This is a genomic window from Ruminococcus flavefaciens (assembly GCF_900116855.1).
Classification (GTDB): Bacteria; Bacillota; Clostridia; order Oscillospirales; family Ruminococcaceae; genus Ruminococcus; species Ruminococcus flavefaciens_R.
Genome location: NZ_UETD01000004.1, coordinates 225,344 through 247,412 on the forward strand (window position 1 = coordinate 225,344; position 22,069 = coordinate 247,412).

The 22,069-nt window shown below is 50.2% G+C and carries 19 protein-coding genes and 1 riboswitch; of the genes, 11 read left to right on the forward strand and 8 right to left on the reverse strand.

All coding sequences use genetic code 11. The features are described 5' to 3' along the window. Positions 1–220: 220 nt before the first annotated feature. From DSZ37_RS05185 to DSZ37_RS05205, 5 genes are all read left to right on the forward strand, one after another. The gene (locus DSZ37_RS05185) at positions 221–898 is read left to right on the forward strand and encodes a response regulator transcription factor (RefSeq protein ID WP_109725884.1); all 678 of its coding nucleotides are present in this window, start codon (positions 221–223) and stop codon (positions 896–898) included. Then, a complete protein-coding gene (locus DSZ37_RS05190; RefSeq protein WP_242978571.1) occupies positions 885–2,327 on the forward strand; it encodes a sensor histidine kinase in 1,443 nt (480 codons plus the stop codon). The genes DSZ37_RS05185 and DSZ37_RS05190 overlap by 14 nt, the downstream gene beginning before the upstream one ends. Next, a complete protein-coding gene (locus tag DSZ37_RS05195; protein WP_028521399.1) occupies positions 2,324–2,980 on the forward strand; it encodes an HAD family hydrolase in 657 nt (218 codons plus the stop codon). The genes DSZ37_RS05190 and DSZ37_RS05195 overlap by 4 nt, the downstream gene beginning before the upstream one ends. A 409-nt stretch (positions 2,981–3,389) precedes the next feature. Beyond that, a riboswitch (SAM riboswitch) is annotated at positions 3,390–3,490 on the forward strand. Between the two features lie 64 nt (positions 3,491–3,554). Continuing rightward, complete coding sequence (metK, locus tag DSZ37_RS05200; RefSeq protein ID WP_109725886.1) at positions 3,555–4,739, forward strand: methionine adenosyltransferase; 1,185 nt, start codon at positions 3,555–3,557, stop codon at positions 4,737–4,739. A gap of 12 nt (positions 4,740–4,751) precedes the next feature. Next, complete coding sequence (locus DSZ37_RS05205; protein WP_109725887.1) at positions 4,752–5,180, forward strand: hypothetical protein; 429 nt, start codon at positions 4,752–4,754, stop codon at positions 5,178–5,180. Positions 5,181–5,314: 134 nt separating this feature from the next. Here the strand turns inward: DSZ37_RS05205 and DSZ37_RS05210 are convergent, their stop codons facing one another. From DSZ37_RS05210 to DSZ37_RS05220, 3 genes are read right to left on the reverse strand one after another with little or no spacing between them, the layout of a single operon-like run. Next, complete coding sequence (locus DSZ37_RS05210) at positions 5,315–6,031, reverse strand: JAB domain-containing protein (protein WP_109725888.1); 717 nt, start codon at positions 6,029–6,031, stop codon at positions 5,315–5,317. Between the two features lie 5 nt (positions 6,032–6,036). Then, on the reverse strand, positions 6,037–6,720 hold the full coding sequence (locus DSZ37_RS05215; RefSeq protein ID WP_109725889.1) for a JAB domain-containing protein: 684 nt from the start codon (positions 6,718–6,720) through the stop codon (positions 6,037–6,039). A 41-nt stretch (positions 6,721–6,761) separates the two neighbouring features. After that, positions 6,762–6,989 carry a helix-turn-helix domain-containing protein gene (locus DSZ37_RS05220; RefSeq protein WP_109725890.1) on the reverse strand — a complete coding sequence of 76 codons (228 nt, stop codon included), beginning with the start codon at positions 6,987–6,989 and terminating at the stop codon, positions 6,762–6,764. Between the two features lie 321 nt (positions 6,990–7,310). Between DSZ37_RS05220 and DSZ37_RS05225 the strand changes: the two genes are divergently transcribed. After that, entirely contained in the window at positions 7,311–10,427 is a 3,117-nt protein-coding gene (locus DSZ37_RS05225; RefSeq protein WP_109725891.1) for a GDSL-type esterase/lipase family protein, read from the forward strand. A 91-nt stretch (positions 10,428–10,518) separates the two neighbouring features. Here DSZ37_RS05225 and DSZ37_RS05230 read toward each other — a convergent pair whose 3' ends face one another. The 5 genes from DSZ37_RS05230 to DSZ37_RS05250 form a co-directional block, all read right to left on the reverse strand. Beyond that, on the reverse strand, positions 10,519–10,989 hold the full coding sequence (locus DSZ37_RS05230; protein ID WP_109725892.1) for a peptidylprolyl isomerase: 471 nt from the start codon (positions 10,987–10,989) through the stop codon (positions 10,519–10,521). A gap of 15 nt (positions 10,990–11,004) precedes the next feature. Then, on the reverse strand, positions 11,005–11,472 hold the full coding sequence (locus DSZ37_RS05235) for a hypothetical protein (protein WP_109725893.1): 468 nt from the start codon (positions 11,470–11,472) through the stop codon (positions 11,005–11,007). 78 nt (positions 11,473–11,550) lie between these two features. Then, entirely contained in the window at positions 11,551–13,275 is a 1,725-nt protein-coding gene (locus DSZ37_RS05240; RefSeq protein WP_109725894.1) for a GDSL-type esterase/lipase family protein, read from the reverse strand. A 203-nt stretch (positions 13,276–13,478) separates the two neighbouring features. Further along, on the reverse strand, positions 13,479–15,101 hold the full coding sequence (locus DSZ37_RS05245; RefSeq protein WP_242978572.1) for a spermidine synthase: 1,623 nt from the start codon (positions 15,099–15,101) through the stop codon (positions 13,479–13,481). Positions 15,102–15,163: 62 nt separating this feature from the next. Next, positions 15,164–16,213: a hypothetical protein gene (locus DSZ37_RS05250; RefSeq protein WP_109725895.1), complete on the reverse strand. Its 1,050-nt coding sequence runs from the start codon at positions 16,211–16,213 to the stop codon at positions 15,164–15,166. Between the two features lie 163 nt (positions 16,214–16,376). Here DSZ37_RS05250 and DSZ37_RS05255 point away from each other — a divergent pair, with 163 nt between their 5' ends. From DSZ37_RS05255 to DSZ37_RS05275, 5 genes are all read left to right on the forward strand, one after another. Further along, positions 16,377–17,084, forward strand: a complete 708-nt coding sequence (locus DSZ37_RS05255) for a carboxypeptidase-like regulatory domain-containing protein (RefSeq protein WP_109725896.1) — start codon at positions 16,377–16,379, stop codon at positions 17,082–17,084. 3 nt (positions 17,085–17,087) lie between these two features. Continuing rightward, positions 17,088–18,479: a peptidoglycan-binding protein gene (locus DSZ37_RS05260; RefSeq protein ID WP_109725897.1), complete on the forward strand. Its 1,392-nt coding sequence runs from the start codon at positions 17,088–17,090 to the stop codon at positions 18,477–18,479. A gap of 86 nt (positions 18,480–18,565) precedes the next feature. Further along, entirely contained in the window at positions 18,566–19,072 is a 507-nt protein-coding gene (locus DSZ37_RS05265; RefSeq protein ID WP_109725898.1) for a peptidoglycan-binding domain-containing protein, read from the forward strand. Between the two features lie 189 nt (positions 19,073–19,261). Then, complete coding sequence (locus DSZ37_RS05270; RefSeq protein WP_109725899.1) at positions 19,262–21,580, forward strand: hypothetical protein; 2,319 nt, start codon at positions 19,262–19,264, stop codon at positions 21,578–21,580. Positions 21,581–21,744: 164 nt separating this feature from the next. Beyond that, the gene (locus DSZ37_RS05275; protein ID WP_109725900.1) at positions 21,745–21,990 is read left to right on the forward strand and encodes a hypothetical protein; all 246 of its coding nucleotides are present in this window, start codon (positions 21,745–21,747) and stop codon (positions 21,988–21,990) included. Positions 21,991–22,069 lie beyond the last annotated feature (79 nt).

Here is a 22,069-nt window from a genome sequence, read left to right on the forward strand (position 1 = left end):
CACAAATATCCAAATACATTATAGCAAAAATAGCCTAAAATGTCAATCGGAAATTCAAGACTGCTAACAAATTTGATAAAATTGACGGAAAATTACAAGAAAATTTCACGGAATATACACTTTTCCCTGATATAATGTTATAATATAAACGGAGTATGGGTGACAGACAGCTCTTTTTTTGAATATGTTTATAATGCCGAATCAAACGGAGGTAGATACTATGGCACACATCCTTGTTGTTGACGACGAAATAAATATCAGAAAGGTCGTCCGCGAGTACGCAGAGTTCGAGGGCTATGAGGTAACAGAGGCTGAAAACGGTATGGAGGCGGTGAACCTCTGCAACGAAAACGACTATGACCTTATCATCATGGACGTTATGATGCCGAGACTTGACGGCTATTCCGCCTGTAAGGAGATACATAAGAACAAGAGTATCCCCGTTATCATGCTCTCTGCAAGAAGTGAGGAGTACGACAAGCTGTTCGGCTTCGAGATAGGTGTTGACGATTATGTGGTCAAGCCCTTCTCACCAAAGGAGCTCATGGCAAGAGTCAAGGTGGTGCTGAAGCGCAATTCCGCTCAGGCTGCTCCTGCGGCACAGGATAAGTTCGTCTTTGAGGGACTTGAGGTGGATATCGCAGGACGTGAGGTCTATGTAAACGGCGAGAAGGCTTCCATGACTCCCAAGGAGTACGACCTGCTGTTCTATCTGGTGAAGAACAAGAATATCGCCCTTTCAAGAGACAAGCTCCTTGAGGAAGTGTGGGGGTATGACTTCTTCGGTGATGACAGAACTGTTGATACACATATAAAAATGCTCCGCAACAGTCTCGGAGAATACCGTAAATTCATCGTTACACTGAGAGGAATGGGGTATAAGTTTGAAGCGAATTAAGCCTTTCAGACATCTTCCCAGCAGAGTGCCACTGAGGGCTACGGTGTGTATTTACTTTATGCTGTTCACCATCATCGTTTTTGCTCTGCTGTGGATATTCCAGATTTTTTCCCTTGAAAAGCTGTATGAGAGCATGAGGATACGCTCGGCGGCGAAAAGCATGGAGGCTATTGCCGATTCCTATGCCAACGACAGCAAGGCGGATTTTTATGATACGGTGAACGAAACTGCCGTAAACAACGATATATGCGTTCTCGTGCTGGATAAGTACGGCCGCCCCGTAAAGAAAAAGCACGTCATAGGCGACTGTATCATTCACGACAGAGGGAACGAGAATATGGCACTGTGCCAGATGATAGATGAATCCGATGAAGGTGTGGTAAAGTTCAAGGACAGAAACCCCCGAAGCGGATATAATATGCTCATATACGGATGCAGACTGGAGACCGACGGCGTCACCGACGGCTATCTGCTCATAAACTCGGTCCTCGTTCCTGTGGGAGCTACGGTGGATATCATCAAGCACCAGCTCATGATAATCACTCTCATCCTCATACTTTTCTCATTCATCCTCTCGCTTTACCTTGCAAGGCGTATCGCTATGCCTATCGACAGGATAACCAAGTCTGCGGAACAGCTGGCTAAGGGCGACTTCAAGACAAAGTTCGACGGCAGAGGCTATCTCGAAGCGAAACAGCTGGCGGACACTCTTATCTATGCGGAAAATGAGCTCTCTAAGGTGGATACCATGCAGAGAGACCTTATCGCAAATGTGTCCCACGACCTGAGGACTCCGCTGACAATGCTGAAAGCCTATGCGGAAATGATACGCGACCTTTCGGGTGATAATCCCGTGAAGCGTAATGAGCACCTCGAAATAATCATCAGCGAGACCGACCGTCTTGCTCTCCTCGTAAATGATATGCTGGACCTCTCCAAGCTGGAGAGCGGCAAGCAGAAGCTCAATCCTACGGAATTCGGCATCAGTGCAAAGCTGAGCGAGATAATGGACCGCTTCAAGGGCCTTTCCGAGAAAAACGGCTATCAGATACACTTCACTCCCGATGAGGAGAGAATAGTTTACTGCGATGTGGTGAAGATAGAACAGGTCATCTATAACCTTATCAATAACGCTATAAACTACACGGGCAAGGACAAGCAGGTCTTTGTGCGCCAGATAAATCAGCCCGACGGCGTTCTCGTCGAGGTGGAGGACACGGGCGACGGTATCGAGGAAGATAAGATAAAGCTCATCTTCGATAAGTACTACCGCTCCGAGAACCATAAGAGAGAGGTCGTGGGCACGGGTCTGGGTCTGTCTATTGTCAAGGCGGTGCTGAAAATGCACAACTATGACTACGGTGTACGCAGTACACTGGGAAAAGGCTCCACATTCTGGTTCAAGATAAGTGATGTGAAAGAAAAATGATTAAAGCGGTTTTTACCGATTTTTACGGCACTCTTGCTCATGAGGACGGAGAGATCGTAAAGAGGATATCCGAGGAAATATTCGATACGGGTAAGGCAGATGACATTTCGGATATTGGTGCGTACTGGTGGGAAAGCTTTCAAAGCCTGTTCAGCAGCTCTTACGGTGAGGATTTCCGCACTCAGCGTGAACTGGAATATACTTCCCTTGAGGATACGATAAAGCATTTCTGTTCAAAAGCAGATGCAGGAAAGCTCAGCGAGCTTATGTTCAGTCACTGGCAGAAGCCGCCTGTGTTCGCTGATACCTTGCCTTTCTTTGAGAAATGTCCAGTTCCTGTCTGTATAGTATCAAATATCGACAGATGTGATGTTATGTCGGCACTCGATCACATCGGTGTAAAGCCTCGGGGGATATTCACAAGCGAGGACGCACGTTCATATAAGCCGCGAAAGGAGCTTTTCCTTTATGCACTGAATAAAACGGGTTTAGCTCCCGATGAAGTTATTCACGTCGGCGACTCGCTGAGCAGCGATGTTAAAGGAGCGGAGTCGGCAGGCATAAAAGCTGTCTGGCTCAACCGCGGCGGCAGGGAGGTTCCCGAGGGTGTGAACTCTGTCGGAGTTCTGACGGAACTGTTTCCGTTCCTGTGAACTTGTAAAGAGTTATGTAATGGTACGAAGTGTGATAACAGGCGATAATTCGTTGCACCGAAATTACAGTTTGTATAAAACAGGTGGACAAACCCATGATTTGCTGTGAATGTTGCACGAAAATGCGAAATAAGTGTTTAAAATATTGTGTGCCGCTCGTTTTGTTTTTTCACAAAAAATACATAAACGTATGCTATAATATAATTGCTGAGGGAGAAGATCCCAAAGCTGATTTTCATGGTAGTTTAATGTTTACCCCAACATTAAATTATTAAATCCCCAATAATCCCTATATCATGGCAGATGAGCTTCCTGAAAAGGAGGCTCATTTGTTTTTGTGTGAAAAATTTGTTGCATTAGCGCAATACCTATTGACAAATGTCATATCATGGTGTATAATGTTTTCATAACCTTATCAAGAGCGGCGGAGGTATCAGGACCTGTGAAGCCCGGCAACCCGACCATGAGTCGAAGGTGCTAATTCCTGCGGTTTTATCCGAAAGATGAGGAACTTTAATGTTATGAAGGCTTCTCGGAATGAGAAGCCATTTTTATTTCTCAGGAGGTTTTTTTAATGAGTAAATGCTTTTTCACTTCAGAATCAGTTACAGAAGGACATCCCGATAAGATCTGCGACCAGATCTCAGACGCTGTTCTTGACGCTATCCTCGAGCAGGACAAGCTCGGCAGAGTTGCCTGCGAGACCTGCGTTACCACAGGTATGGTACTGTGTATGGGCGAGATCACTACATCGGCTGATATAGACATCCCCAAGATCGCTCGTCAGGTAATTATCGATATCGGCTACGACAGAGCTAAGTACGGTTTCGACGGTCACACCTGCGCTGTTCTCACCTCTATCGATGAGCAGTCTCCCGACATCGCTATGGGAGTTAACGAGGCTTTCGAGTACAGAGAGGAAAACAGCGAGTCAGACGGTCTCTCAAACGGTGCGGGAGATCAGGGTATCATGTTCGGTTATGCCTGCAATGAGACTCCCGAGCTCATGCCCCTTCCTATCTCACTCGCTCACAAGCTGTCTCTCAAGCTCACCGAGGTCCGCAAGGACGGCACTCTCCGTTATCTCCGTCCCGACGGCAAGTCTCAGGTAACTATCGAGTACGATGACGGCAAGCCCGTTAGAGTTGACGCTGTTGTTGTTTCTTCTCAGCACTCCGCTGACGTTTCTCTCGAGCAGCTCCGCAAGGACATCGAGGAGTACGTTATCAAGGCTGTTATCCCTGCTGAGCTTATGGACGAGAATACAAAGTTCTTCATCAACCCCACAGGTCGTTTCGTTGTAGGCGGTCCTCAGGGCGACAGCGGTCTCACAGGCCGTAAGATCATCGTTGATACATATGGCGGCTATTCACGTCACGGCGGCGGAGCTTTCAGCGGTAAGGACCCGACGAAGGTCGACAGAAGTGCTGCTTACGCTGCAAGATATATCGCTAAGAACATCGTTGCAGCAGGTCTCGCTGACAAGTGCGAGGTACAGCTCTCTTACGCTATCGGCGTTGCTAAGCCTATCTCTATCCTTGTTGATACATTCGGCACCGGCAAGGTTGACGAGGAGAAGCTCTCACAGGCTGTTGACAAGGTATTCGATCTCCGTCCTACTGCTATCATCGAGATGCTCGACCTGAGAAAGCCTCAGTACAGACAGCTCGCTGCATACGGTCACATGGGCCGTGAGGAGCTGGGCGTTGCATGGGAGAAGACCGACAGAGTTGAGGCTCTCAAGGCTGCCCTTTCATAAGGAGGAATTGTCATGGCTGAACAGGAGAACAGAGTCAGCATAAGGTTTACTAATGCACTGTTCATTGAAATTTTCGGCAGATATGCCTCAAACTCGGAAATGGCTGAGTTCATTGCTCCCGACGGCTCTGTTGAGCTGGACTGCCTTATGGTCAACGGCGTCATTGATCCGCCTAAAAGCTGCGAACAGATGCTCAGTCTCATGTATGCGCTTTTCGAGACCAATTCCAAGTCAGCTATCGGCAGGATATTTATGGCTAATCAGCTCAATATCCTCCGCGAGACTGTGTATCGGCTCCCTGCTGTGCTTGACGGATTCAGCGAGGTGAAAATGTCAATCGACGTTTTTGCTCCCAGCAAGGATGATCCCGAGAAAAAAGTGAAGACTCATACAGAGTTCACCATGACTAAAACAAAGACCACCCATACCGACCGCGGCTGAGTGGCTCATAATCAAAGACAAAGCCATAGTATTTCCACATTTGGAAGTACTATGGCTTTTTATTATGGTTCAGCCTTTCATTTTCTTGCGTAAATAGGCTTCTGATTTGCTGACGGGAGGTGTTTCCTGCATAATCACGGTTCGGATATGCGGTAGCCGCTGAGGGGAAATGCGCTCAGCTCGGGGACAAGTCCGCTTTCACGGAAGGAAAATGTCTCCTCGTCGCCTACTATTATGTGGTCAGCGAGGACTGCTCCCAGCTTTGAAAGGGCAGACGCTGCGTTCCGCGTAAGAAGTATGTCACTGTCAGAGGGCTGTGCAGCGCCGTGCGGATGATTGTGGGCAATGAAAAATATGCCGCAGTCGCTTTTTATGGCGAAGTCCGCTATGTCTCTGTATGTCGCCATTACCTGCGATGCCGTTCCGTAGGCAAGTATCTTGGTATTCACCGCGCGGAAACGCTTGCTCACCGAGGTCATCAGCAGCTGTTCGCCCACTGCTCCGATGAAGTGGCTGGCAAAGAAGGTCTTGGCGGCGTCTGTGCTGCTTAGTGTGCGGACGGAAAAACGCTCCATGTAAAGGGCACGGCTGACGCTGGGGATGAGCCGCAGCAGCACCGCTGTCTGCTCATTTATGCGCGGGTCTTTCATGAGAAGTCCCGAATCCGCTCGGGAAAGAGCGTTTACGCTGCCGTAGTCTCTGAGCAGGTCCTCTGCAAGCTGTTTCGTTTCTCCGCGGCAGGAGTATGACAGCAGAAGCTCAAGGCGCTCCTGCTCGGTCAGGGAACCAAAACCATCTGTCTCGTACTTATGTATCAGCTGCTCCCTGTGCAGCTTCTTGTTGTCAGCCATGGCTCTCAGAATGCGAATGCGCCGCTTCCGCGCATGGAAAAGCTGCTTCCGCCGCCGCAGATGATACAATCCGTGAAGGATGTTCCCACTGCCGACAGCAGCTCTCCCACCATTCGGGCGAGTGCTAAGTCCTCGGGACGGGGCAGGGGAAGATCGGCGCCGTGATTTATACCGAGGCATACGGAGGCTGCTCCGCTTTTCAGTATGGCTGCCGCAAGCTCACGGGGCGTCATGCCGCCGCCGAGAAGCTTCTCTACGGGCAGGGTCACTGTGGCAAGAAGCTCGGAACGTGAGCTGAGACAGAGTATGTTGCATATCTTGGCACCAATGCCGCTGAACTGCTCTGTAAGACAGCTGCATAACTGTGCCCTCTTTGACAGAGTTTCGTAGCTGTGAGAGATACGCATATTGCTTATGCCGAGATCGTGCATAAGCCTGAGGAAAAGCGCTCCGCTCTGTCCCACGCCGCTTACGGCGCTGAGACTTTCACTGTCGGCGGAAACGACCTTGCCGAGACTGCCGAACTTGTCGAGCAGGCTGTGTGCGATATCATTGGTGTTTACCACGGGACGGGCATAAAAAAGAAGGAGCTCCAGAAGCTCATGCTCGTAGAGTCCTTCGTGTCCCGAGGCGAGAAACCGCCTGCGGAGCCTGCCGCGGTGTCCCGCGTGTGAATGCTTTTTTTCCATTAAAAACCCCCCTTTTTAGAATGGAAACGACTGTATATGGTTCAGGGCTTGTGCGGTCTGACAAGCTCTTTGACATTGGTGCGTCCGAGGATATAGTCCACGGAAACGCCGTAAAAATCTGCGAGTATTATCAGGTGCTCCACGGGAATGGTCCTGCTGCCTCTTTCGTACCGTGAGTATACGGTCTGGCTGGTGTGGAGAAGCTCCGCCACCTGGGACTGGTTCATGTCCTTGTCCTCGCGGAGGTCCCTCAGTCGCTGAAAGTACATATTATAAGCTCCGATCATGTCTGAAATCCGACAGCTTTAGAACCTATCGGTACTATTGACTTTACCATATCAGAGATGTGAAATGTTGGTTTTAGCGCCTTATGGTACTAAAAAACTTTTTCTCCGTGCCAGAAAAGTTGAATTATATTGAAAAAAGTCTTTTATAAGAAGATTATTTGAAGCAGACAGTGTGGAAAATGCAGGAAAAGTTCATATTTATGCTTCAAAACTGCATATTAGACATATTGACTTAATGTTAGTGACGTGTTATAATTAAAATACACAAATTGTACATATTTTGTACGGAATTGGAGGAGTTTTATGAAGATCAGGAAACTGCTTGGCGGACTGACCTCTCTTGCTCTTTCGCTCTCGGCTGTAACAGGGCTGGGTGCGGCAGAGCAGATCAAGCCTATATCGGCGAGTGCGGCTCAGTCTGACTGGAACTTCGACTTCGGCGGAAGCGGAGCTGCTAACGGGTTCACCGCTGTATCAGCTACAGACGGCTATAATTCGGGAAGGGGATATGGCTTCGCTCAGACATGGAATGTTGAAAATGTAAGCGCCGGCGGAAGCGGCGTTCTGGCTGATGCCGTCAAATTCAACGACGGCGGTTCTGCCAACACCTTTAACGTTGATCTGCCCAAGGGTCTGTATCAGGTAAAGGTCACTATCGGCAATGCGCCAAGAACCACTATTAAAATGGAAGGTATGCTCCAGATGATAAATCTGACGGGCAGGGGGGCTTCCGAGACCATCAAGATACCCGTTACCGACGGTCAGCTCAATATTCAGGCTGTGGAGGGTATGTCAAAAAGAGAGCAGTCTATCTCCGCAGTGGAGATAAAAAAGCTCAATGACACAGGTGAAATGCCGCCTACTGTCTGGATATGCGGCGACTCTACCGTTGCCAATTACTACAATACTGCCGATACTGCTCAGCATGGCTGGGGTCAGTTCTTCGACGGCGGCAAGTACGATGTCCGCAATCTGGCTGCAAGCGGTCAGTACGCCAAGGGCTTCGTGGACGCGGGACAGTTCGCTCCCATTGAGTACTACGGCAAGTCGGGAGATGTTTATATCATCTCTATCGGTATCAACGATACCAATTACTCCAACGAGACGGAGTACTACAACACTGTCACGGATATGGTGAAAAGGGCTAAGGCTAAGGGTATGGACGTTGTTCTCGTCAAGCAGCAGGGCAGACGCGGCGACCTTACCCGTAATCCTAAACTGCCCGGACGCTGGTACGGCGGTGCCCTTGATAAGATAGGCTCGGAGCAGAACGTGAGAGTCATCGACCTGTTTACAAAGTGGCAGGATTTCGGTTTTTCAGTTGGCTATGACGGTATGCTTTCCTACTACGCTACAAAGACTGACGGTTCGGCAGATGACCTCCACCAGAGCAAGAAGGGCGCTCAGAAGCTTGCCGAGATGATGCAGGAGGAGATGGCACTGGGAAGTGCTTTCATCCACCCCGATGAGTCTGTGACTTATATGTTCAAAAACGTCAACAGCGGTCTCTATATGGAAGTTGCCGACGGAAGCACTGCAAGCGGTGCCAATGTTCAGCAGTGGGGTGCAGACAGCTCTCAGCCCCATAATACATGGAAATTCGTTCAGGCGACAGGGGATTACTTCTACATAAAGCCACAGAATGCCGACCTGTACCTCTATGTGGAGAACGGCAGCAAGGATAACGGCGGCAATATCGTTGTTGCCGAGAAAAACGGCTACAGCGACCAGTTCTTCAGAATACGCGACAACGGCGACGGAACGGTTACCTTCCTCACAAGAGCTTCACGCGATGCGGCGGCTGTTGAAGTCGCAAGTGCGTATACCAACAACGGCGCCAATATCCAGCAGTGGGAGGTAAACGGTCATAACTGCCAGAAGTGGGAAATGATCGAAGCTGCGGCTCCTGCGGAGACAACTACCACAACTACAACAACAGTGACGACCACAACTACCACAACAACTACGGTTCCGCCTGCTGAGCCTGTGCTGAAGGTGTTCCCCGGTGACGCAAACTGCGATGGCGTTGTGGAACTGGCAGACGCTATAATCATCATGCAGTCTCTGGCTAACCCCGATAAATACGGCTCAGAGGGCAGCGATCCTCTGCATATCACCGAGCAGGGCAAGATCAACGGTGATGTTGACAAGAATGTAGAGGGTATCACTTCAAATGACGCTCTGTTCATCCAGAGATGTCTGCTGGGGCTGGCTGAACTGCCTGAAAAGGTATATGAGATACCCGTGACTACCACAACCTCTGAAATGGTCACAACTACTGTAACTACCATTCTTGTAAGATACTACGCTGTTGACCAGCAGTGGAACAACGGCGTCACCGAGACTTCAAACTCGGGATATACAAGGTCTGACGGCTATGTAAACCTTGACAATACTACCGACAGCAACATCACATTCACCGTTGACGTTCCCGAGGCAGGAAACTATATGACTCATATCCGCTTCGCAAACGGCTCCACAAGTGACAGAAAGATGAAGCTCTTTGTAAACGGCAATGTTGACCGCTGCTGGATGCAGTCATTCCCCAGCTCGGGCACATGGACAGACTGGCTGGAGTACGGTATCGTGCTTCCCCTCAATGCAGGCAGGAACACTATCCTCATGCAGTCAGCTATGTCGGAGGGCGGTCCGAATCTGGACTACATCGAGCTCTTTATCACAGACGAGCCCTTTGCCGAGTACTATGATCCTTCACAGGAACAGCAGACCGTAAGCGGCAGCCATGCTCTCTATATCGCAGGCGACTCCACAGTGCAGTCCTACCGTGCCGATAAAGCTCCTCAGCAGGGCTGGGGCTATTACTTGCAGGATTACTTCAACAGTGACCTCACTGTTGTAAACCACTCCATCGCAGGAAGAAGCTCAAAGAAGTTCTACGATGAGGGCAGATTTGATGCCATCGCCAATAACCTCAAAGAGGGCGACTTCGTTATGATACAGTTTGCCATCAATGACGCAGGTGCTGCAAATGCGGACAGATATGCTCCCACCTGCGGAAATGTCAATAATCCCTCAAGCGGTTCATACGAGTGGTATATGACTCAGTTCATCAATGCCACAAAGGCAAAGGGAGCTACTCCCATACTGGTGACTACTACTCTTGGTATGAAGGCTTATTCAAGCGGCAAGTTCGTAAACAGCTATACCAACTACAATCAGGCTTGCTACGACCTCGCCAAGAAGTACAGCATTCCCTGCATCGACCTGAATACCCTCATGGTCAACCACTACAATTCCGTTGGCTATGATACCGCCAAGAGCTACCACCTCATGGGTGCTGTTGCAGGCTCTACCGACGGTACTCACTTCTGCGAGAAAGGCGCAAACATCGTTGCGGGTCTTGTGGCAGGAGAGGTGAGAAAGCAGAATATCAGCGGACTTGCTCCGTACCTCAGGTGAGCATTCAGAGAAAGCTAAGGATAATATGATAAAAGCCCGAAAGCATAGTAAAAATGCTTTCGGGCTTGCTTTTTATGTACGTTTATTGCTATCACTCAATGGTGACTTTCTTCATTACCTGAGGTGTTGTGGGCTTGTCGCTGTAATCTGTTTCGCACTCTGCGATCTCGTCAACTACTTCCATGCCCTCAACTACCTTGCCGAATGCTGCATAGTTTCCGTCAAGGTGGGGAGCATCATCGTGCATGATGAAGAACTGTGAGCCTGCTGAGTTGGGCATCATTGAACGTGCCATTGAGAGCACTCCTCTGGTGTGCTTCAAGTCGTTCTTTACGCCGTTTGATGAGAACTCGCCCTTGATGGTCCAGCCGGGACCGCCCGTGCCTGTGCCGTTGGGGCAGCCGCCCTGTATCATAAATCCGGGAATAACTCTGTGGAAAGTGAGACCGTCATAGAAGCCCTGCTTTACCAGCTTCTCAAAATTCTCGCATGAGATAGGAGCTATATCGGGATAAAGCTCGATCTTTATCTTCTTTCCGTTTTCCATTTCGATTACTACCATAATTCTTATCCTCCATTAATCAATTACAAGTACGATATCGGTCTTGGGCTCGATGTATCTTGTGGTCTCTGCTGCTGCTGTGGGATCCTCTGTATCTACCGCACCTTCTATATCGTCCTTTTTGGAATTCTTCCTGTATTCCTCAAGTATGGAAAGTGTAGTGGTAGGCATATTTGCCTCTTCCGGAGTGGTCACGGGAATAGTCTCCACAACTCTGCCCAGAATATTTGTAACAGTTATATACTCACGCTCAGTGGTGTACTCCGAATCATCTTCGATAAGATGGGGGACTCCGTTATATTCTGTTGTATCAGCATCAGTCTCGATGATCAGATGGGCTTCTCTTGTTGTAGAGGCTGTTTTGTCACGGGATTCCTTCCGTGCTTTGATGGCGCTTGCCATACATGATCTTGTAGCCATCATTATGAGCAGACATACTACACACGCAATAGCAAGTGCTATTATCCTGCCTTTTTCCACCATATCGTACTCCTTCCTCAGCATTGCTGAAAATGTTTACATATTATTATAATCCAATACGGAGAAAAAGTCAAGGGCAGATCAGGCTGTCTTTACAAGATGGAGCTCATAAAGCGTAACGGAGGAGTAGTCCTTGCCGCCGAACATTATGGCAAATTCAGCAGCCGGATCATCGGATGTCACGGTGAATTCTGCTTCAAAGGGTGTCTTTTCGCCCTTTGCGGTAAAGGTCTCGTCACAGTATACGGTCTTGCCGTCCTTGCTCCTTATCTGTACGGGGAGCTTGCTTCCCTCGGGAGCAGTCGCCTTGAAGGTGAGCTTATATGTGCCGCCTTTCTTCAGACCGATGGGTGATATCACGGACTGTACGTCGCTCTGTTCCTTGCCGCCTGTGACTACGTTGACCCAGAAGGACTTGTCAAAGTCGGAGAAGTAGGTGGCTGCATCTGCGCCTGCATCCTTGTTGAGGGATACCTCGTACTTTGCGTCGGCTGCCACGTCTATGCCCACCTGATCGGACTCCAGTCCCAGCAGGGTGCATATCTTGTCGGAGAGAACAGCTGCGGACTTCTGATGTGTGGTATATGAGGGGTGCCAGTCGGAGCCGAGACCGTCGTTGTTCATGTCCTGCTGTGCCGACTGATAGCACATTATCTTATCGCCCATGCCCGAGGACTTTCTGAACTGTTCAACAGCTTCCTCAATATAGGGATACATCTCCGCACAGCCCATGGTGCCTATGGTGCAGATGATGGCTGCGTCGGGGTGAGCCTTGTGTATCTTGCCGAGAAGCTCCACATAAGCCTTTGTGAACTCGGGACCGCGGGTCTCGTAGTCCTTGCTGCAGTAGGTATTGTCGTTGGTGCCGAGATTTACCACAGTAACGTCAACGGGTGTGGTGCTGTGGTCCCATGGGATATTATATGGCGCATTTGCAGCTGCATTGTCGTAATGGTCGCCGAGGAGCCCGCTCGTGTTCCTGCTTCCGTCGGAGGAGTAGGAGGAGATGACTCCGTAGCCGCTGTAGCAGGCTGTGCTGTAATCTGCGTCCAGCTTCTTTGCGGTAAGATATGCATATGACTTCAGGAAGTTCTCGGTGGTGGTCTTGAAGTTCTCGTACTGATCCTTGCCCTCAACTCCGTAAGCACAGGTTATGGAGTCGCCTACGAACTCGATGTGCAGGGGCTTCTGACTTGTGGGGATAATGGGAAGTGCAGAGTCGGAGCCCACTGTTATGGAGCCGACTCCCACAGGACCGTTGTTGGCTTCGGAGAGGTGGATCACCTTTATGACTGCATTGGTGGGAGTGTCAGAGTCCAGCACCTTTACTGTCTTTTCCTTCTCGGAAAGGCACTCGGTCAGTACGGGCTCATCGTTTACAAGTATGGCGTATCTGGGACGGTGCTCCTCGCCGTTGTTTACCGAACTGTCACCTTTGAGCGTGACGGATACTGTCTTTGCTCTTGTGACGCTGAACTCGGTGGCTGCACCGCTCTGTACCAGCCATGTTACGCCGTCGGAGATAACGTTGCGGTTGATAAGCTTCACATATTCCTCCGTTGCGGGAACTGTTGTCTCTTTGTAGTCGCCCACAGAGGAGATGAGGCTTTTTCTCATAGCGATCATGTCGAAAATGTCACTGACATTATCGTCGTTAAGGTCTGCGCTGCCTGTTTCAGAGGCTCCGAGGAGAAAGCTGCCCAGTGACCTCAGGTCGGCAGGAGCCCATGCCTTTGCTGCGTAAGCCGTTGTGCCTGCGGCTGTGACAGCAAGAGCTGCTATGAGAGATGCTATTCTTTTTTTCATGTTCTCAGCTCCTTAAAGAAGTATTATACTACTATTATACACCGTGTTTCGGGGCAAATCAATAACTTTTTGTAAAATAGCGGAAAGCAGCTGTACACTGAGTTGAGCGGTGGCAAGAGACAGTTGAGCGGACACAACCAATGGTTGAGATAACGGTGCGGAGATAAAAAAGCGGACGCCCTATGGGCGCCCCTGAGATTTGTTTATTCAAGCAGTCCTTTGATGCCTTTTTCTTTGAATGCCTCCTTGTAGTACACAAGCTCGTCCTGTATGATGTCGTCGATGACCTTCATGCCAAGCAGCTCCACGGGAGCCTTGTCATCGGTGAGTATGTGGTCACCTGCTGTGTACGGCTCAAGTTCGGGGCGGACTATCTGCATCATGCGGCGCAGGTCCTCCTGCTTCAGTGCTGCGGTGTTGGCTTCAAATCTGTCCATGAACTCGTCGCTGTTTGTGGCGAAAAGCTCCCTGTTGGTGGAGTATTCAACGTCGACGGTCACTACATTGTCGAATACCGAGGAGATGGTGTCCGCAAGACAGCCGTTTATGCCGTCGGCGCTCTCTGAGCGCATATTCATGTTGACTACCATGACGCCGCCTTCATTGAGGTGGTCCTTTACAAGGGTGAAGAACTCCACTGAGGACATCTGGAATGGAATGGTTATATCCTGATAGGCGTCCACCATGATGACGTCGTACTTCTTGTCACAGGCAGCGAGAAAGGCTCGTCCGTCATAGGTGGTGACCTTTATATCCTCGGGAAGCTCAAAGTATTTGTGGGCAAGGTCGGTTATTTTCTCGTCTATCTCCACGCCCTCGGCTTTTGCACCGCTGAAGTACCTGAGACACTGCTTGGCGTAGGTGCCCGTTCCCATGCCCAGCACCAGTATATCCGCTGTGTCGGGGCTCTCTGTCATAAGGGGAGCTGCCATGGCGTAGTCGTAATACATATCCGAAAGCTCTCCCGACTTGACGTAGACGGACTGGACTCCGAACAGTACATTGGTGGAAAGATAGGTGTTTTCGTCATCGTCCTTGACCTGAAGATAGTTGTATACGGACTCCCCCTCGTAGGTGAGTCCCTTTTCCCAGAAGGCAAAGCCCATGGACGGCGATGCAAAGCAGCAGACGATGAACAGTACCGAGGCTATGGCAGTCTTGGCTGCGCCGCGTTTTGAACTTATGAAGTAGACCAGTCCTATAACAAGCATTATTCCTGCGAAGATGAGAAAGGTAACGGCTGTTCCCACAGCAGGGATAGAGATGAATGTGGGGACGAAGGTTCCTATAATGGAGCCGATGGTGTTTGCAGCTCCCAGAGTACCAACTGTCCTGCCGCTGTCGTCAAGGGAGTCTACGGTGTACTTCACCAGTGAGGGGGTGACGGTTCCAAGTAGGAAAAGAGGATAGACGAACACCACCATGCAGGTGATGAAGGCTGCCCATATGAGGAAGTTGGTGTTTATGGTGACCACGAGGAGTCCTGCTATGCCTGCGATGGCAAGCTTTCCGATAAAGGGGACTGCTGCTATCCACACTGCCGCAATGAGTATCCTGCCGTAGAGCTTGTCGGTATCGGGGTTCTTGTCGGCGCTCCTGCCGCCGTAGATGTTTCCCAGCGCCATGGCTATCATGATAGTGCCGATGATGATGGTCCAGACTATCTGTGAGGAGCTGAAATATGGGGCAAGGAGCCTGCTTGCGCCCAGCTCCACTGCCATGACGGACATTCCTGCAAAGAACTCCGTCATATAAAGATACCATTTGTTTTTCAGTATTCGGGGAAGGGGCTTTTTTTCAGCCGCCTTTGAGTTTTTGTTTTTCATATTATCTCCTGATGATTTGATTTGTGATACTTGATCGTTGCAGAAAAGATGTACTGCGCCTTTTAAATCATAGGCATAAGGAAGGACAGCAGGAATAACAGTATGAATATGCCTGCCGCCGAGATAAAGAATGTGTACACGGGGAGCTTTCCCGTATAGATGTTGTGGGGATAACGCGGCGAGATGCCTATTATGCGCCGTTCATTGTAGACAGGACTCTTGTAGCTTGTCATATCCCTGTGGATATAGGTGGTGCCGTTGTACTCGTACTTCCATATGGCGCGGTATCTGGGGCGGTAGTTCTTTCGTCCGAAAATGGTCTGTATGTCCACACATTCCGCATCGACTCTCTCTTTGCAGACCATCTTCTTCAGGATGGTGAACCAGAGGGGATACAGCAGCAGGACAAGGGAGCTGATGATCGCAAATGCGGCGGTCACAGCCACATGACCTTCAAATAGCTCAGCGTTTGCCGCTGTTGCAGAGATGAACACTGCGCTGACTGCAAATGTGCCCCACATGATGACTCCGTTGAAGCTGTTGGCGAGTGCCCTTGACAATGTAATGACTGCACAGCCTGCCACGGCAAGTACAAGTGAAGTTATGATAGTCTGGTCCTTGGCGGTTTTGTCGTATAAAAATACCGATACTGCCAGCAGTACGATACCGATGATAGTGGTAACGACCACCCTTGCGTTGGGCACCTGCCACGGGAAGTTCATATCTGCTTCACCGTCTGTGTACCTTATCGCCATTTCCTTACGGGTGTCATGTTCCGTGTCGGTCTGCTTTTTCTCCCTGAATGCGTAGACCGCAGGGATGGCGGCTGCCATGACGAGTCCGATGACTATCAAGGCGGTCTGGGCATCTCCGCTTAAAAAGAATGCGGTTATTATCAGTACGAAGCCCAGTATCATTGATATCACAGGCAGCTTTGGTACGTCGGTCTGTGGGGGAGTATACTTCATGTTGTTATTCTCCAAGCTCCACAGCGACATATTGTACCGCGCCTTCTGCCGGGGGGGAATGTCCGCCTCCTGTATGTATTTCCTTGCTTCTTCAAACCTGCCCTGCGAGGCAAGCTCCATTACTCTTTCAAAGTGTTCGTCCATTTGATTTTACCCCTTTTTATCATTTTTGCATTGCCGTTTTCATCATACAATGAAGTTTACCCCATCGGCTTTGCCACAAAGAGAATTATATCACAAGGCTGTCATTTTGTAAAGAGGTATATCACTGCGGAGGTACGCATAGAATTTATCGGGAGGAGATATTATGCCAAATGGAAATCTCGATACAGAAAAATATAAGCAGGAGCTCATGCGGCTCTACAGCAGAAGCACCTCGGCTGAGGAAAAACAGGTAACTCAGCCTGTCCCCGAGGAGATAAATGACACCGATACGGAGGCTCCCGATGATACGGTATATGCCGAGCATACCGAGGAGGACTCAAACGGTGCAGAGGAGGACTACAACAGCCGCTTCCCTGAGCCCGACCTTTCGGAGCTGGATACGGACTTCGGCACACATTCCGCCGAGGACGATGTGCCTCCGGTGTATGACAGCGATGAGCTCCTCGGTACGGAAAGAGGCTATATCCTTGTGAACGTGAGAACGGGTGACGATTCTTCGGCTGTGGCAGGAGCCTTCATTTCGGTAACTGCCATCGTTGACGGCAAAAGACTGGTGCTTGCCTCGGGAGTCACTGATGAAAGCGGCGTTTCACCGAAATTCTCTCTGCCTGTGCCCGACCGTGAATACTCTCAGGAGCCATCTCCCGAGGAGCGTCCATATAATCTCTTTGACGTAAGCGTGTCCGCAGAGGGATTCTTCCGCGCACGGAGCGTTGATGTTCCTGTTTTTTCAGGGATAACCTCGGTGCAGAACTTCAACCTCATACCCCTGCCTCTGATGATGAACAGCTCCGACGAGACCGTTACCTACTACAACGCGGAGCCAAGCTTCGGCGGCGGAAAGGAGTGACCCATGCTTACAGGTACGCCCTTTATCCCCGAGACTATCACCGTTCACCTCGGCTTCCCCGACTCCGAGGCGCCGGATGTGACGGTGGGCTTTGCCTCATACGTCAAGAACGTGGCTTCCAGCGAGATATATCCCACATGGCCCGAGAGTGCTCTCCGCGCCAATATCTACGCCATTGTTTCCTTTGCTCTCAACCGTATCTATACGGAGTGGTACCGCTCACGGGGATACAGCTTCGACATCACTGCAACGACTCAGTTCGACCAGAAGTTCATAAACGGCAGGGAATACTTCGAGAATATCAGTTACCTTGCAGATGAGCTTTTCAACGACTATGTGCGTCGGCAGGGCAGGGTGGAGCCCCTGTTCACCGCTTTCTGCAACGGTACCACTACCACCTGCGCAGGGCTGTCCCAGTGGGGGACTGTGGCTCTTGCCAACCGCGGCTATACTCCCTATGAGATATTGCAGTATTACTACGGCGATGACATCGACATCGTGAAAAATGCGCCTGTTCAGACTGCCATGCCCTCATTCCCCGATACAGAGCTGAAAAACGGCTCTTTCGGCAACGATGTGAAGTACATTCAGGTATGGCTCAACCGCATCTCGGGAAATTTCCCGGCAATCCCCAAGATACCTGCCGCCGACGGTGTTTTCGACAGCGCCACCGAGGCGGCGGTAAGGAAGTTCCAGCAGGTATTCGGACTGGAGGTCACAGGTGTCGTCAATGCTGCCACATGGTACAGGATAACCTACATCTACACCAGTGTCAAACGCCTTGCGGAGCTGGACTCCGAGGGAGTGCGCTTCGAGGAGATATCACCTCAGTTTGCAGAGGAGCTCCGCATAGGTATGCAGTCCATCGAGGTGAGTATGCTGCAATACTATCTTGCGGTGATCGGTGCATACTACGAGGCAGTCATCCCCGTGGAGATAACAGGCTATTTCGGTGAGCAGACCGAGCGCTCCGTAAAGTCCTTCCAGAGAGTGTTCGGGCTTCCGCAGACGGGTGTGGTGGACAGAGCCACAAGGAATGACCTGTACCGCGCCTATGAGGGCATTGCGGAGTCCGTTCCCTCACAGTATACCGCTGTCGCACTCTATCCCGGTACTGTTCTCCGCGAGGGGGCAAGAGGGGACTCAGTAAGAACTATCCAGCAGTATCTCACCTATATAAACAGGAGCTATCCCGATATCCCTGCGGTCAGCGACACAGGCTATTTCGGCCCTCTCACAAGGCAGTCCGTCACCGCATTCCAGCGGCAGTTCGGCATTGACCCCTCGGGTATCGTGGGAGCTGTCACATGGGACAGGATAGCAGGAGTCTACTCCGACCTGCGCTTCGGCTTTGACAAGCGTCCCTATCAGAACCCGGGTTACACAATTAAGTAGGGGACGCCGCCCTCGGCGTCCCGAGCTTGCAGGAAGGAATGAAACCATAATAATTACGCTTTTCGCATTGATAAAGGGAGGAAGATATGCCATACACAGATGATCAGAGAAAGGAACATATCCGCGAGCTTCAGAAAATGCTCTGCGGTATTGCCGTTCTGGGGAAAAAGATACCGCAGGTGCTGCCCAGCGGCGTTTACGACAGCGACACAAGACAGGCGGTGGAAGCCTTTCAGCAGGAGTACGGGCTTCCTGTCACCGGGGATACGGACTCCGACACATGGAACATGATAGCGGAGGTGTACAGAGAGCTTACCGAGGGGGAGCCTGCTGCATACCACGCCTTTCCGTCGAAAAGCTATACGCTTTCGGTGGGGGACAGCGGCGAGCTGGTTTACATCATTCAGGCTATGCTGTGGAGGGCTGCGGCGTGGTATGACAATATGCCGAGGATAGCCGTCAGCGGAGAGTTCGGGGAGGAGACTGCCGAAGCTGTCAGAGTATTCAGGAGCTGCTGCGGTCTTCCCGACAGCGGCTGTGTGGACTGCACCACATGGAATATGCTTGTGCGCTTTCTCGAGACTAAGACATAACAGCGCTTAAAGACTGCATGACAGAGTTCGTGCGGTCTTTTTTATGGTGAGAGATAATGAAACTTCGTGCGTCTAATACTTGTGGGGAACTTCTGCCGATCATTTGCCGCTTTGGCAGCAGCTGTTCCTTGACAATTCTTCCCGATAGTATTATAATAGGAGAGTCAATAAATTTATACGGAGGACATCATGAAGTTTTTTTTCCTGTTAATGCTTGCTGTAACGGTAGTTTCATCCGTTTTCATGATAAGATCGGATAAAAAAGGCAGTAAGTTCTACTTTGGCAGTGTCGGCTTCGTCATTGCCATCATCCTCGGCTGTGCCGACCTTTTCGGTGCTATGGACGATTCGCCCTTCCGCGGAACATTCACCATTATGGGAGCGGCTTCCGCTCTGCAGCTCCTGCTTTTCTTCTTTAAGCTCAAAAGCAGCGACAAGCCCACCTTCAATCGTATCTCCAAGGCTGTCATAGCAGCTGTGCTGCTGGAACTCATCGTCTTTCAGATACCTTCCATCCCGACGAACTTTATCGGTAAGTACAAGCCTGTTAACGTAAATATCGCCGATACTATCGTCGGAAACGGCTTCTATGATGCCAATGCCCCTCAGGACGGCATCAAGACAGGCGGCACCGATATCATCACTCTGGAATACAACAAGCTGAACTGTCCTGTGGGCTCGGTCAAGATCGAGACCAAGCTATCCGAGACAGTAAAGTACATGGACGCTTCCATCAGCCTGAAGGATCAGACGGTTTCCACTCTCAGAAGCGGTATCGCCACAGGCAGAGTTGTCCGCGGTGTTGACGAGAGCCAGTACATTCAGTGCTCCGTGTCGGGAAATGTGGACAGGCTCCTTATCGACTGCAAGTTCCAGAATAACAGCAACGAGACCGCTATAACAGGCATCATCATAAATGCTCCCATGCCTTTTGAAGCGAGCCTGATCCGTTTCTTACTCATTGTTGCCCTTGCAGCTCTGGTCATTGCAGTAACAGGCGCAAAGGCAATGCAGAAATCCGTTGAGGAGAAGAAGGGCACATTCAGACTCTATGTCATCGAGCTCACCATCGCGGCTGTTACCGTTGCTGTGCTCATGTGTGTGGCTATTGCTCATGCAAGTAATATGAAGCACTTCTTCAAGGGCGATATCGGAGATCAGCTCTCACAGCAGCTGGTCGAGTCCTTCGAGAACGGAAGACTTGACATAGATGCTTATGTTTCCCCGGACCTTACTGCTTTGGAAAATCCCTATCAGTGGGACGCAAGAGACGGTATCGCCTATGAGTGGGACCACCTGCTCTATGACGGAAAGTATTACTCTTACTACGGAATAGCTCCCGTAATACTTGTATATCTGCCATTCCACAAGCTGACGGGCAAGTTCATGACTCAGGTCTCGGCTATAATGATATTCACCATAATCGGTCTCATATTGCTGAGCATGGCGTATTACGCCTTTATAAAGCGGTTCTTCGGCAAGATACCTGTGGGCTGCGCTGTTGCAGGCCATGTGGTCATGCTGGTGTCCTGCGGCATCTGGTTCAACACCTGCCAGCCTATCTTCTATGAGGCGGCTATCTCGGCAGGATTTGCGGCTATGACTGCGGCGGTGTACTTCCTGTTCACCTCGGGAGTTTTCACAAAGGACAAGCTCTCGCTGCCCCGTACAGCTCTTTCGTCGCTGTTCTTCGGAATAGCGGTCATGTGCCGACCAACTCTTGCTGTATACGCTATCTGCGCTTACATCATCTACGGTATGCACCTCAAGCAGGCTGACTTCATCAGCGCTGACAAGAGCAATAAGAAGCGCAGGATATACTACGCCCTCTGCGGAGCACTTCCGCTGGCGATACTGGGTATCTGCCAGATGGCGTACAACTACGCTCGTTTCGGTTCTCCCTTCGATTTCGGTATACAGTACTCACTTACCATCAACGACTTCACACACTCCGAATTCCACATAAACTTCATGCTTCTGGGACTGTTCTACTACCTCATAGCTCCGCCTATGCTGAAGGGAAATTACCCTTACATCACCAACGATTTCAGCCAGTTCGGAATAAACGGCTATTACTACCGCTGCCCCGAGACTGCGGCAGGTATTATCTTCCTCGCAATGCCTACACTGGGCTTCCTGTTCTCTCGCAAGGCGCTCAGAGCGCTCCCCGACAGAAAGGCTCGCATAAGAGCTCTGCTTGGTGTCGGACTGCCCTGTCTGGTAATGCCTATCGTCATCATATGCTCCATCTGGGAGAGCGGTTATGCCGTAAGATACTTTGCAGACTTCGCATGGGAGATGGTTTTCGGCGGTCTGTGCATACTCTTCTTCCTCTATAACAGGAGCAAGAACGAGACACATAAGAAACAGTTCAAGTGGTTCATGGCAGCAGCAGCTGTTGTGGCAGTTGTGCTGAATGCACCAATGGTATACGGTGTTATGTGCCCCAGAGACTACTTCCCCGAGCTCAGCGAAAAGTTCAGCAGGATAGTTGCCTTCTGGCAGTAAAGATATCATAGGACAGGTACTCTGCGGAGTACCTGTTTTTTTGCGCGGATATGTTTCTTTTTGGCTGATATTCATGAAAACTATTGACAATCGGCAAAAGATATGCTATACTCTGCTCATAAGGTCACCTGACCTTAAATATATTGTAAAGGACTTGGTACACTATGAAACACATCCTCAAGAAGATCTCAGCATTCGCCCTTGCATTCACCATCCTCGGTGCAGGATCGGTAATGACCAAAACTGTCTCACCACAATCGGATAACACCCTCGATGCTCATGCTGCCTGCGTTCATGGTCAGGGAGTTTACACCACTTTCCTCTGGGTAACTCCACATCTCCGCGTAGCTCAGGTTCGCTGCTGCGGCTGCCACGGTGTACTTGAGACCTACACTGCGTATTTCGGTTAAGATGTTATTTGAAAAGCCCCCTGTTTAATAAGGGGGCTTTTCTTTGTCATAAGTCTCTGGACAATTTGCACATCAATGC